This window comes from Jejuibacter sp. L23, from assembly GCF_050815825.1.
Classification (GTDB): domain Bacteria; phylum Pseudomonadota; class Gammaproteobacteria; order Enterobacterales; family Enterobacteriaceae; genus Jejubacter; species Jejubacter calystegiae.
The window spans coordinates 1,671,054-1,683,667 of record NZ_CP138199.1 but is presented as its reverse complement, the minus strand read 5'-3'; the positions used below and the strand labels follow the sequence as shown (position 1 = coordinate 1,683,667).

The 12,614-nt window shown below is 55.7% G+C and carries 11 protein-coding genes; 7 read left to right on the top strand and 4 right to left on the bottom strand.

Annotated elements, in window-relative coordinates; translation table 11 throughout:
* Positions 1-97: 97 nt before the first annotated feature.
* The gene (gene pgm / locus SCU88_RS07690; RefSeq protein ID WP_138096426.1) at positions 98-1,741 is read right to left on the bottom strand and encodes a phosphoglucomutase (alpha-D-glucose-1,6-bisphosphate-dependent); all 1,644 of its coding nucleotides are present in this window, start codon (positions 1,739-1,741) and stop codon (positions 98-100) included.
* A gap of 25 nt (positions 1,742-1,766) precedes the next feature.
* A complete protein-coding gene (gene seqA / locus SCU88_RS07685) occupies positions 1,767-2,315 on the bottom strand; it encodes a replication initiation negative regulator SeqA (protein WP_138096425.1) in 549 nt (182 codons plus the stop codon).
* 181 nt (positions 2,316-2,496) lie between these two features.
* Between seqA and ybfF the strand changes: the two genes are divergently transcribed.
* From ybfF to fur, 4 genes are all read left to right on the top strand, one after another.
* On the top strand, positions 2,497-3,264 hold the full coding sequence (gene ybfF / locus SCU88_RS07680) for an esterase (RefSeq protein WP_175339669.1): 768 nt from the start codon (positions 2,497-2,499) through the stop codon (positions 3,262-3,264).
* 122 nt (positions 3,265-3,386) lie between these two features.
* Positions 3,387-3,668: a LexA regulated protein gene (gene ybfE / locus SCU88_RS07675; protein WP_138096423.1), complete on the top strand. Its 282-nt coding sequence runs from the start codon at positions 3,387-3,389 to the stop codon at positions 3,666-3,668.
* A 151-nt stretch (positions 3,669-3,819) separates the two neighbouring features.
* On the top strand, positions 3,820-4,350 hold the full coding sequence (gene fldA, locus SCU88_RS07670) for a flavodoxin FldA (protein ID WP_138096422.1): 531 nt from the start codon (positions 3,820-3,822) through the stop codon (positions 4,348-4,350).
* A gap of 290 nt (positions 4,351-4,640) precedes the next feature.
* Positions 4,641-5,093 (top strand): ferric iron uptake transcriptional regulator, encoded by a 453-nt coding sequence (gene fur, locus SCU88_RS07665; RefSeq protein WP_138096421.1) that lies wholly within the window; start codon positions 4,641-4,643, stop codon positions 5,091-5,093.
* A gap of 116 nt (positions 5,094-5,209) precedes the next feature.
* Here fur and glnS read toward each other — a convergent pair whose 3' ends face one another.
* Positions 5,210-6,877, bottom strand: a complete 1,668-nt coding sequence (glnS, locus tag SCU88_RS07660; protein WP_138096420.1) for a glutamine--tRNA ligase — start codon at positions 6,875-6,877, stop codon at positions 5,210-5,212.
* Between the two features lie 165 nt (positions 6,878-7,042).
* Positions 7,043-9,070, bottom strand: coding sequence for an N-acetylglucosamine-specific PTS transporter subunit IIBC (gene nagE, locus SCU88_RS07655; protein WP_138096419.1), 2,028 nt, complete (start codon positions 9,068-9,070; stop codon positions 7,043-7,045).
* Between the two features lie 338 nt (positions 9,071-9,408).
* On the opposite strand from nagE, the gene nagB reads away from it, so the two are divergent.
* Genes nagB through nagC form a run of 3 tightly spaced genes read left to right on the top strand, consistent with a single transcriptional unit; the run spans position 9,409 to position 12,609 of the window.
* On the top strand, positions 9,409-10,209 hold the full coding sequence (gene nagB / locus SCU88_RS07650; RefSeq protein ID WP_138099195.1) for a glucosamine-6-phosphate deaminase: 801 nt from the start codon (positions 9,409-9,411) through the stop codon (positions 10,207-10,209).
* A gap of 24 nt (positions 10,210-10,233) precedes the next feature.
* Positions 10,234-11,382 carry an N-acetylglucosamine-6-phosphate deacetylase gene (gene nagA, locus SCU88_RS07645; protein ID WP_138096418.1) on the top strand — a complete coding sequence of 383 codons (1,149 nt, stop codon included), beginning with the start codon at positions 10,234-10,236 and terminating at the stop codon, positions 11,380-11,382.
* 6 nt (positions 11,383-11,388) lie between these two features.
* Positions 11,389-12,609 (top strand): DNA-binding transcriptional regulator NagC, encoded by a 1,221-nt coding sequence (gene nagC / locus SCU88_RS07640; RefSeq protein WP_138096417.1) that lies wholly within the window; start codon positions 11,389-11,391, stop codon positions 12,607-12,609.
* The last annotated feature ends 5 nt before the right edge of the window (positions 12,610-12,614 follow it).

Sequence of the window (12,614 nt, the reverse complement as noted above, 5' to 3'; positions counted from 1 at the left end):
CCACTCCGGGATGGAACTGACGGTACCTTTTGAGCGATTTGCGGACAAAAAAAATCCACCTGCCAGGCAGATGGATTTTTTGTGAGACAGACAGCGATTATTTAGCGTCTTTCAGCACCTGGCTGACGATCTCTACAGCCTCTTTTTCAATCTGCTGACGATGCTCCGCGCCCTGGAAGCTTTCACAGTAAATCTTGTAGGCATCCTCGGTACCGGACGGGCGAGCGGCAAACCAGCCGTTATCGGTCATCACTTTCAGACCACCGATGGAGGCTCCGTTACCCGGCGCCGCGGTTAAACGCGCGGTAATAGGGTCACCCGCCAGGGTACTGGCGCTCACCATTTCCGGAGACAACTTCGACAGCGCCGCTTTCTGTGCTGAGGTGGCCGAAGCCTGTATACGGTTATAGCTCGGGGCGCCGAAGCGAGCCGCCAGTTCGTCATAGTGCTGCTGCGGGTTTTTACCGGTGACGGCGGTAATTTCCGCCGCCAGCAGACACATGATGATACCGTCTTTATCGGTGGACCACGGCGTGCCATCGAAGCGCAGGAACGATGCCCCGGCGCTCTCTTCACCACCAAAGCCGAAACTGCCGTCGTGCAGACCGTCCACGAACCACTTAAAACCGACCGGCACTTCCACCAGCTTGCGACCCAGGTCGTCGACCACCCGGTCGATCATCGCCGAGGAAACCAGCGTCTTACCAACGGCCACTTCGTTGCCCCACTGCGGACGGTGGCGGAACAGGTAGTTGATGGCCACGGCCAGATAGTGGTTAGGATTCATCAGGCCGACCGGCGTGACAATGCCGTGACGGTCATAGTCGGGATCGTTGGCGAAAGCCAGGTCGAACTTATCGCGAAGCGCCAGCAGCCCCGCCATGGCGCACTCCGAAGAGCAGTCCATACGGATAGCGCCGTCTTTATCAAGGTGCATAAAGCGGAAGGTCTGATCCACCTGATCGTTCACGATGGTGAGATCAAGTTGATAGTGTTCGGCGATGCGCTTCCAGTATTCAATACCAGAGCCGCCCAGAGGATCGACACCCAGCTTCAGGCCTGCTTTACGGATGGCATCCATATCTACGATGGTCGCCAGACCTTCGATAAACGGCTGTACCAGATCCAGCTCGCGCACCTGACCGCTGGCCCAGGCCTGATCAAGAGACTGGCGCTTCACGGACTTTAACCCTTCAGCCAGAAGCTGGTTGGCGCGATCTTCGATAACCTTCGTGACGTTGGTATCGGCCGGGCCGCCGTTGGGCGGATTATACTTGATACCGCCATCTTCCGGCGGGTTGTGAGACGGCGTGATCACAATGCCGTCCGCCTGAGAGCCCGCCTTCTTATTGTGCTCCAGAATGGCGTTAGACACCGCAGGCGTCGGCGTAAAGCCGTTATCCTGCTGAACAATGACCTCGACGCCGTTGGCGCTCAGCACTTCCAGAACCGAGATAAACGCCGGTTCAGAGAGCGCATGAGTATCTTTGCCCACATAGCAGGGGCCGGTAATGCCGTTAGCGGCACGGTTTTCCGCTATCGCCTGGGCAATGGCCAGAATGTGCGGCTCGTTGAAACTGTGACGGGCAGCGCTGCCGCGGTGGCCGGAAGTGCCAAATTTAACCGCATGTTCAGGATTGCCCGTTTCCGGCTTCAGCACGTAGTACTGCGCCGTCAACTGCGCGACATTAATCAGATCGCTCTGCTGTGCAGGTTGCCCTGCGCGTTCATGGTTAGCCATTGTCCTGATCCTTCTGACATCAGAGTTAGATGGTGCCGCAAACTTTCTCGATCAGCTCCGCGGGGAACTGCATGCTCTGCATAATATGTTCAATCATGCTGCATTTGCGGCCTGTATTGGTATTGGTAATCACCCAGTACGGCGTGCCGGGAACCGCTTTCGGCTTGGTCTGGTTGCCGCTCTTAAGCAGGGTGCGCTCATCAGTCGCGAAGTAAACGCGGGTGCGACCGTGCAGGGATTCTGTCGCTTCGACAAAGGCGGCGGCATCCAGAGAATAGAGCGTGGAGAGTACCAGCATAAAACGATTAACGGCCTTCTTCTGCTCGGCATACTCATCAGAGAGCAGCAGTTCACGCACCGCGCGTACGCGCTCGCGGGTGCCTTTCACCATCGGTTTCGGCTCCGCGCTGACGCTGGCCACAGGCGCCTGGGGTTTTGCTGAAGTGGTCTGTGCAGGCAGGGCGGCGGAAACTTTCAACATACGCCGCAAAATGTCGGACGCGCTCTCGCCAATGTGCAGGGTGTGGCTGGCAATATAGCGATACAGCTCGTCATCAACTTCAATCGTTTTCATCTTAATCCAGTGCAATATCTTTCTGAATACAAGTCGTTGGGATTATAAAGACAAATCTCAACAGCGGATAGCGTCAAACCAGGATAGCGGCAAAAGTCGGAATTAACCGGAAATTGCCACCGCACGGCAGAATGCCGAACATGATACCCTAACCAGACGAACTCAAAAAAAGAACTTTGCGATGAAACTCAATACCCGCCTGCAAACTGCACAATCCAGGGACGACCATGCGCCCGTCGTCCTGATTCACGGCCTGTTCGGCAGCCTGGACAATCTTGGGGTGCTGGGACGCTCTCTGGTGCAAGATCGCACGGTGCTGCAGCTCGATCTGCGCAATCACGGTCTCTCCCCGCGAAGCGATAGCATGACGTACAGGGAAATGGCGCAGGACGTGCTGGATACTCTGGACGACTGTCAGCTTGATAAAGTGACGCTGATCGGCCACTCCATGGGCGGTAAAGTGTCGATGGCGCTGAGCGCCCTGGCTCCGGAGCGCATCGAACAACTGGTGATGATTGATATTGCACCGGTGGCCTACCCGGTGCGCCGCCATGATGCCATCTTCGCCGCTGTGCGCGCAGTGACCGACAGTGGCGTTACCCGCCGCCACGATGCCGCGGCGATAATGCGCGAACACATCGAGGAAGAAGGCGTTATCCAGTTCCTGCTGAAATCCTTCGCCAGCGGCGAGTGGCGCTTCAATGTGCCGGTGCTCTGGGATCAGTACGACAATATCACCGGTTGGGAGCCCACGCCCCCCTGGCCGCACCCGGCGCTGTTTATCCGCGGCGGCGATTCACCTTATATTCAGGCTTCCTCACAGGCGGAGATTGCCGCACAGTTCCCCCAGGCCCGCGCGCACGTCATCGCCGGTGCCGGACACTGGGTCCACGCGGAAAAACCCCAGGCGGTACTGCGGGCCATTGATCGCTTCCTTACTTCTGATTAAAAACCCATCGTCCGGTCGCCAGATACGCTCCAGGCGTTGGCGCACCGGATGGCACTAATGTATGATGGCGCGCTGTAAAAATCCGCTCCCGTAGCCTTTTCCCTGTCCAGCAGCAGCAAATCATGGCAAAAGAACAAACGGACCGCACGACGCTCGATCTCTTTGCGAACGAGCGCCGCCCGGGTCGACCCAAAACCAATCCGCTGTCGCGTGACGAGCAACTGCGCATCAACAAGCGCAATCAGCTCAAACGTGACAAAGTCCGCGGCCTGAAGCGCGTTGAGCTCAAACTCAATGCCGAGGCGGTGGATGCGCTCAATGAGCTCGCCGATGCGCGTAACATCAGCCGCAGCGAGCTTATCGAAGAGATTCTGCTGAGCCAGCTCGCCCAGCTCCGGGGCTAAGACCGCCCCTTACGCCGTCAGGTATGTTGCATACTGTGCACCCTGCGGCGAATAGCGGTTTCCGCACTCGAAGGGCTTCTGCTATGATTGCCCTATCCGTGGGCATTACGCAGCCACCATACTTTTTTAGATTCAAGAGGTTACTTTACTCATGGCAATCGTAGGCATTTTTTTCGGCAGCGACACCGGCAATACCGAAAATATCGCAAAAATGATTCAGAAACAGCTCGGTAAAGAAGTTGCTGAGGTGCATGATATTGCTAAAAGCAGCAAAGAAGACCTGGAAGGCTTCGATATTCTGCTGCTTGGTATCCCGACCTGGTACTACGGTGAAGCACAGTGTGACTGGGACGACTTCTTCCCCACGCTGGAAGAGGTAGACTTCAACGGTAAGCTGGTTGCGCTGTTTGGCTGCGGCGATCAGGAAGACTATGCGGAATACTTCTGCGACGCGCTGGGTACCATTCGCGATATTATCGAACCGAACGGCGCCACCATCGTGGGTCACTGGCCGACCGAAAGTTACCACTTCGAAGCGTCGAAAGGGCTGGCCGATGATGACCACTTCCTGGGTCTGGCTATCGATGAAGACCGTCAGCCGGAGCTGACCAACGAGCGCGTTGAGAAATGGGTTAAGCAGATCTCTGAAGAGCTGCATCTTGATGAAATCATCAACGCCTGATGATAAGTTGTTGCGGCGCGATCTGCGCCGCATTAATAGATATAACCGATAGTAATAATTGATACATTTCCTTAACTTTGCCCCACTAAGTTGTACAATAAGCCCGGTAAATTGGGCATCGGTGCCGTATCTGGCATAATTTTTCCCACTTTTTTATTCACATTTTTGCAGGTTGAACGCGGTTTTCATTTACCCTTCACGGTTCTATAATGAGACGCATTCATCTTTTTCATGAATTCTATGCAGTGCTCCAGAGGAGCTAAGTCATTAAGCAACAGGACATATTCCGCATGACTGACAACAATACCGCATTAAAGAAGGCCGGCCTGAAAGTCACGCTTCCCCGGTTAAAAATCCTGGAAGTGTTACAGGAGCCTGAAAATCACCATGTCAGTGCGGAAGACTTGTACAAGCGACTGATCGATATGGGTGAAGAGATTGGTCTGGCCACGGTTTACCGCGTGCTGAACCAGTTCGACGATGCAGGCATTGTCACCCGTCACAACTTCGAAGGCGGAAAGTCTGTTTTTGAGCTGACGCAGCAGCATCATCACGATCACCTTATCTGCCTGGATTGCGGCAAGGTGATTGAATTCAGCGATGATTCTATTGAAACTCGTCAGCGCGAGATCGCCACCCGGCACAATATCCGCCTGACCAACCACAGCCTCTACCTGTACGGCCACTGCGCTGAAGGAGACTGTCGGGAAGACGATGGCGCCCATGAGGCCAGCAAGAAGTAAGCGAGTCTACGCCACAGCCAAAAAAAACCGGAGATCGCTCTCCGGTTTTTTGTATAGAGAATAAAACCCCGGCGCAGAGGCCGGGGTTTTACTTATGGCGATTCAGGCGCGCAATATTAGCCGCCCATTTTCGCCCAGGTATCACGCAGTCCAACGGTGCGGTTAAATACCGGCTTATCGGCGCTGCTGGTCAGCCCATCAAGACAGAAGTAGCCTTCACGTTCGAACTGGTACGCATTTTCCGGCTGTGCCGCCTTCAGGCTCTGCTCGCCGTAGCCCTGCTTCACCACCAGCGATTCTGGGTTAACGGTAGAAAGGAAATCCTCCGCCGAGCCCGGGTTCGCCACGCTGAACAGACGGTCATAGAGGCGGATTTCAATGGGCAATGCGTGAGCGGCGCTGACCCAGTGAATCACCCCTTTCACCTTGCGGCCATCGGCCGGATCTTTGCTCAGGGTATCAGCATCGTAGCTACAGCGAATCGCGGTGATATTGCCATCGGCGTCTTTTTCCACCTCTTCGGCTTTGATCACATAGGCGTTACGCAGACGTACCTCTTTGCCCAGCACCAGACGCTTATACTGCTTGTTCGCTTCTTCACGGAAGTCAGCGCGATCGATCCAGATTTCACCGCTGAAAGGCACCTCGCGGTTACCCATCTCCGGACGGTTCGGATGATTCGGCATGGTCACCATCTCGCTCTGCCCCTGCGGGTAGTTGGTGATGATAAGCTTAACCGGATCGATAACCGCCATCGCACGCGGCGCATTCTCATTCAGATCTTCGCGAATGCAGGCTTCCAGCGACGCCATCTCAACGGTGTTGTCCTGCTTGGTCACGCCGATACGTTTGCAGAATTCGCGGATAGAGGCCGCAGTGTAGCCACGGCGACGCAGACCGGAAATGGTCGGCATACGCGGATCGTTCCAGCCTTCCACTATCTTCTCGGTCACCAGCAGATTGAGTTTACGCTTGGACATAATGGCGTATTCCAGATTCAGGCGCGAAAACTCGTACTGACGCGGATGAGCCGGAATGGTGATATTGTCCAGCACCCAGTCATACAGGCGGCGGTTATCCTGGAATTCCAGGGTACACAGCGAATGGGTGATCCCTTCCAGCGCATCGGAAATGCAGTGGGTGAAATCATACATCGGGTAGATGCACCACTTATTGCCGGTCTGGTGATGATCGGCAAATTTAATGCGGTACAGCACCGGATCGCGCATCACCATAAACGGCGATGCCATATCGATCTTCGCACGCAGGCAGGCGGTGCCCTCGGCGAATTCACCGGCACGCATCTTTTCAAACAGCGCCAGGTTCTCTTCCACGCTGCGATCGCGATACGGGCTGTTCTTGCCCGGCTCGGTCAGAGTGCCGCGGTATTCACGAATTTGCTCCGGCGTCAGTTCATCAACGAAAGCCAGGCCTTTGTTGATCAGTTCGATGGCGTAGTGGTACAGCTGGTCGAAATAGTCAGAGGAGTAACGCACGTCACCCGCCCAGTGAAAGCCCAGCCACTCGACATCCTGCTTAATGGAGTCCACATACTCGATATCTTCTTTAACCGGGTTAGTGTCGTCGAAGCGCAGATTGCAGGTGCCCTGGTAATCCTGAGCGATGCCGAAGTTCAGGCAGATGGATTTCGCATGGCCGATATGCAGATAGCCGTTCGGCTCAGGAGGGAAACGCGTGCAAATGGTGGTGTGTTTGCCGCTGGCCAGATCCTCATCAATAATCTGGCGAATAAAGTTAGTTGGGCGGGCTTCAGCCTCACTCATCTCTTAATACCTCAAAGCGTTTTTAACTCGGTTAACGTGGAATGATCTTACAAGCCGTCGCCGGACACAACCCTTAGTTACAGAAATTCGCACAGCTTTGGCGCGGGAATAAAAAAACGGCCGGGTTCTCACCCGGCCGCTCTCAGAGATATCGTCCGACAGACGTTATTTCTTCGCTTTAATCTCGTACAGCGGGGTTTCGCCAGCCACCAGAGTACCGGTCGCTTTCACCACCAGACCGCTGTAGTCGTCGATGTTGCTGCAGACCACCGGGCTAATCATCGAGCGCGCATTGGCGTTCAGGAAGTCAAGATCCATCTCCAGCACCGGCTGACCGGCAGCAACAGAGGCCCCCTCTTCTACCAGACGCTTAAAGCCTTTACCTGCCAGCGCCACGGTATCGATACCCATGTGCACCACAATCTCAGCGCCGTCATCGGTCTCCAGGCAGAAAGCGTGGTTGGTATTAAAGATTTTCACCACGGTGCCTGCCGCCGGAGCCACGACCGTCTTATCGCTGGGCTTAATCGCTACGCCGTCGCCTACCGCTTTGCTGGCGAAGGCTTCGTCCGGCACCTCGTCCAGCGCCACCAGTTCGCCGCTAACCGGCGCCACCAGGGTCAACAGCGTCGGCAGGTCGTTGCGCACCGCCTGAGGCCTGGCCTGTGCGGCAGGCGCCGACTGAGCTGCGTCAGACTGTGAGGCTGCAACCGGTCCCGTGGTCTTCATGGCGTTGGCGATCTTCTCAGCTACAAAGCCAACGATGATCTGTACGCTGGTCTTGTTCAGGCGAATCACGCCGCTGGCGCCAAGGCGCTTAGCCAGTGCGTCATCCACCACCGCAGAATCTTTCACCGACAGACGCAGGCGAGTGATACAGGCATCGATACCGGTCAGGTTATCGGAACCCCCTACCGCTGCGATGTACTGACGAGCCAGTTCGGCGACGTCCTGCTTCTCACCGCCGCTGACATTGGTGTCCTGACCATCGGCTTCGCTACCGGCCACGGCCAGCTCGCGCCCCGGCGTCATCAGGTTAAATTTGGTGATGGTGAAGCGGAACACCAGATAGTAAATAACGAAGAACACCAGGCCCTGCGGAATCAGCATGTACCACTGCGTGGCCAGCGGGTTACGCGAAGAGAGCACCATATCCACCAGACCGGCGCTGAAACCGAAACCGGCAATCCAGTGCATGCTGGCGGCGATGAAAACAGAGATACCGGTCAGTGCGGCGTGAATCACGTACAGTACCGGCGCAACGAACATGAAGGAGAACTCCAGCGGCTCGGTGATACCGGTGAAGAAGGCGGCGAACGCCCCCGCCATCATGATACCCATCACCTTCGCTTTGTTTTCGGGGCGTGCGCACTGGTAAATCGCCAGCGCCGCACCAGGCAGACCGAACATCATGATCGGGAAGAAGCCCGCCTGATAGCGACCGGTGATACCCACAACCGCTTTACCCGCCTCGATAGACTGAGCGCCGCCCAGGAAGTTAGGAATATCGTTGATACCCGCGACATCGAACCAGAATACCGAGTTCAGCGCATGGTGCAGGCCTACCGGGATCAGCAGACGGTTAAAGAAAGCGTAAACCCCGGCGCCAATGGAACCCATTTTCTGGATATATTCGCCGAACTCCACCAGGCCGCCAAAGATCACCGGCCAGACGTACATCAGTACGAAGGCGACAGCAATCATCACGAAGGAGGTCAGAATCGGCACCAAACGGCGACCGCTAAAGAACGACAGCGCTTTCGGCAACTCCACGCCGCTGAAGCGGTTATACAGCTCAGCCGAGATGATACCCACCAGGATACCCACGAACTGATTATTAATTTTCGCGAAGGCGGCAGGAACTTCCGCTTCCGGGATGCTCTGGATCATGGAGACCGCGGCAGGTGAACAGAGCGTGGTCAAAACCAGAAAACCGACAAAGCCGGTCAGCGCCGCTGCACCGTCTTTATCTTTGGACATGCCGTATGCAACACCGATGGCGAACAGCACAGACATGTTATCTATGATGGCGGCACCGGACTTGATAAAGAAGGCAGCGAGCGCATTATCGCCCCCCCAGCCGACCGGATCGATCCAGTAACCGACACCCATAAGGATGGCGGCGGCGGGCAGCGTGGCCACCGGCACCATCAAAGCGCGCCCTACGCGCTGTAAGTAGCCTAGAATACTCACTTTATTCCCCCTAGAAGACCCCGAGTGAAGCCTCGTAACTCTTTTTATAGTGCGATCGGCCCGGGCTACGGGCTAATCCATACGGCAAATGTCATATCGCAGCAGAGTGTGTGGAAATTTAATTCGCTTCGCAAATTAAAACCCTGCTTTTTGTGAATTCAATCACCAAATTTCGTATCTTGCCTGGCATCTCTATGGCTATCTTATAAAACTTATTTTATTATGCAAAATATCAGGACGGATAAACGCCGCCGTGCGGCAAATCTGGGTTAATCTTTACTTCAGTATAAGCGGCAATCCGGCCAGCACGTTTAACTTAACTTTTATAGAGGTGAATGATGAGACTGATTCCCCTGACAACGGCTCAACAGGTCGGTAAATGGGCAGCCCGCCATATTGTAAACCGTATTAACGCCTTTAAGCCTACCGCAGACCGCCCTTTCGTTCTGGGTCTGCCGACTGGCGGCACGCCGCTGGAAGCCTACAAGGCGCTGGTGGAACTTTATAACGCAGGTGAAGTTAGCTTCAAACACGTCGTTACCTTCAATATGGACGAGTACGTCGGCCTGCCGAAAGAGCATCCGGAAAGCTACCATAGCTTCATGCACCGTAATTTCTTTGACCACGTCGATATCCCGGCGGAAAATATCAATCTGCTGGACGGTAATGCGCCAGACGTTGATGAAGAGTGCCGCAATTACGAAGAGAAAATCCGTGCCTACGGCAAAATCCATCTGTTTATGGGCGGCGTGGGTAACGACGGCCATATCGCCTTTAACGAACCGGCCTCTTCGCTGGCTTCCCGCACCCGTATCAAAACTCTGACCCATGATACCCGGGTCGCCAACTCCCGCTTCTTTGGCGGCGATGTCAATCAGGTTCCGAAATACGCTCTGACCGTTGGCGTAGGTACCCTACTGGACGCTGAAGAGGTGATGATCCTGGTGCTGGGCCACGTCAAGGCGCAAGCGCTGCAGGCTGCAGTCGAAGGCAACGTAAACCATATGTGGACCATCAGCTGCCTGCAATTGCATCCGAAAGCGGTTATCGTCTGCGACGAGCCTTCTACCATGGAGCTGAAGGTCAAAACGCTGAAGTACTTCAACGAGCTGGAAGCTGAAAGTATTAAAGGTCTTTAAGTCATATCTATTCCGGGGGTAACTATGTATGCACTAACCCATGGCCGTATCTTTACCGGTCACGACGTTCTGGACGACCATGCGATTATCATCGCGGACGGTTTCATTGACCGCATCTGTCCGCAGGCAGAGCTGCCGCAGGATATCGCCACGCGCAATATGGGTGGTGCCATTATCGCCCCGGGATTTATTGACGTTCAGCTAAACGGCTGCGGCGGCGTCATGTTTAACGACACCGCCGACGCGGTAAGCGTGGAAACCCTGGAAATCATGCAGAAGGCCAACGAGCGCTCCGGCTGTACCAGCTTCCTGCCGACGCTTATCACCTCCAGCGATGAGTTAATGATGCATGCGGTTAACGTGATGCGTGAATACCTCGACAAGCATCAGAACCAGGCGTTGGGGCTGCATCTGGAAGGTCCGTGGTTGAGTCTGGTGAAGAAAGGGACCCACAACCCTGAGTATATTCGCAAGCCGGATCCCAGCCTGGTGAACTTCCTGTGCCAGAATGCCGACGTCATTACCAAAATCACCCTCGCCCCGGAAGAGGTCGATCCGGCCGTGATTCGCCAACTGGTGGATGCCGGTATCCGCGTTTCCGCTGGCCACTCTAACGCCACCTGGCAGGAAGCGAAGCGCGGCTTCCGCGCGGGCATCAGCTTCGCAACTCACCTGTATAACGCCATGCCTTATATTACCGGTCGTGAACCGGGCCTGACCGGTGCCATTTTCGACGATCCGGATCTGTACTGCGGGGTTATCGCTGACGGGCTGCACGTCAGTTACGCCAACGTTCGCACTGCGAAAAAACTGAAAGGCGAAAAGCTGTGCCTGGTGACCGATGCCACCGCAGCGGCAGGTTCCGATATTGACCAGTTCATTTTTGCTGGTAAAACAATATACTACCGGAATGAACTGTGCGTGGATGAGAACGGAACCCTGAGCGGCTCGGCGCTGACTATGATCGAAGGGGTGCGTAATCTGGTGGAGCATGTCAACATCGCGCTGGATGAAGCCCTGCGTATGGCAACGCTCTACCCCGCCAGGGCCATGGGCGTGGCGGACCGTCTGGGCACACTGGAAGCGGGCAAGGTAGCAAACCTGACCGCGTTCAGCCGCGACTTTAAAATTATCAAGACCATCGTTAACGGAGACGAGGTCTCAATCGGATAAACGGGTATGACGACTGGCGGACAAGCGCAAATAGGTAATGTTGATCTGGTCAAACAGCTTAACGGAGCGGCGGTTTACCGTCTGATCGATCAACAGGGGCCGATATCGCGCATCCAGATCGCCGAGCTAAGCCAGCTTGCCCCCGCCAGCGTCACCAAAATCACCCGCCAGCTGATCGAGCGCGGTTTAATTAAAGAGGTCGATCAGCAGGCATCCACCGGCGGACGCCGGGCTATCTCCATCGTTACCGAGACCCGCGGCTTTCAAGCCATCGGCGTGCGTCTTGGCCGTTACGACGCAACCCTGACGCTTTTCGATCTCAGCGCCAGGGCGCTGGAAGAACGTCATTATCCATTGCCGGAACGACGTCAGGATGCGCTTGAAATCGCCCTGCTGGCGGCTATTGAAGATTTTATTAGCCACTGTCAGCGCAAGATTCGCGAACTGATTGCGATCTCCGTGATTCTGCCTGGCCTGGTGGATCCTGAAAGCGGCGTGGTGCGCTATATGCCCCATATCGAGGTCGATGACTGGCCGCTGGTGGAAAAACTGGAACAGCGCTTCGGCTTTGCCTGCTTCGTGGGGCATGACATTCGCAGCCTGGCGCTGGCGGAGCACTACTTCGGCGCCACCCGGGACTGCGAAGATTCTATTCTGGTGCGCGTCCATCGCGGTACCGGGGCCGGTATTCTTTCCGGCGGACAGATCTTTATTGGCCGCAACGGCAATGTCGGTGAAATTGGCCATATTCAGGTCGATCCGCTGGGCGAACGCTGCCACTGTGGCAACTTCGGCTGCCTGGAAACCATTGCCGCTAACGCAGCCATCGAGCAACGGGTACGGCAGTTGCTTTCCCAGGGCTACCAGAGCCGACTGGACCCGGACAACTGCCGAATCCAGGATATTTGCCGTGCCGCCAACCGCGGCGACCCGCTGGCCAGCGAGGTGCTGGAGCAGGTTGGACGCCATCTGGGCAAGGCTATCGCCATTGCCATTAATCTGTTTAATCCCCAAAAGGTCGTGATCGCCGGCGAAGTGATGGAGGCGGAGAAAATCCTGCTGCCTGCCATTGACCGCTGCGTCAATACTCAGGTGCTGGAAGCCTTTCGCCGCAATCTGCCGGTCGTCCGCTCCCATCTTGATGACCGTTCAGCCATCGGCGCCTTCGCTCTGGTAAAGCGCGCTATGCTTAACGGAGCACTCCTGCAGCGACTGCTGGAAGAGTAACCCCG

Excerpts from the sequence above, each read along its gene's own strand:
- pgm (WP_138096426.1), bottom strand. The coding sequence starts at position 1,741 with ATGGCTAACCATGAACGCGCAGGGCAACCTGCACAGCAGAGCGATCTG.
- seqA (WP_138096425.1), bottom strand. The coding sequence starts at position 2,315 with ATGAAAACGATTGAAGTTGATGACGAGCTGTATCGCTATATTGCCAGC.
- ybfF (WP_175339669.1), top strand. The coding sequence starts at position 2,497 with ATGAAACTCAATACCCGCCTGCAAACTGCACAATCCAGGGACGACCAT.
- ybfE (WP_138096423.1), top strand. The coding sequence starts at position 3,387 with ATGGCAAAAGAACAAACGGACCGCACGACGCTCGATCTCTTTGCGAAC.
- fldA (WP_138096422.1), top strand. The coding sequence starts at position 3,820 with ATGGCAATCGTAGGCATTTTTTTCGGCAGCGACACCGGCAATACCGAA.
- fur (WP_138096421.1), top strand. The coding sequence starts at position 4,641 with ATGACTGACAACAATACCGCATTAAAGAAGGCCGGCCTGAAAGTCACG.
- glnS (WP_138096420.1), bottom strand. The coding sequence starts at position 6,877 with ATGAGTGAGGCTGAAGCCCGCCCAACTAACTTTATTCGCCAGATTATT.
- nagB (WP_138099195.1), top strand. The coding sequence starts at position 9,409 with ATGAGACTGATTCCCCTGACAACGGCTCAACAGGTCGGTAAATGGGCA.
- nagA (WP_138096418.1), top strand. The coding sequence starts at position 10,234 with ATGTATGCACTAACCCATGGCCGTATCTTTACCGGTCACGACGTTCTG.
- nagC (WP_138096417.1), top strand. The coding sequence starts at position 11,389 with ATGACGACTGGCGGACAAGCGCAAATAGGTAATGTTGATCTGGTCAAA.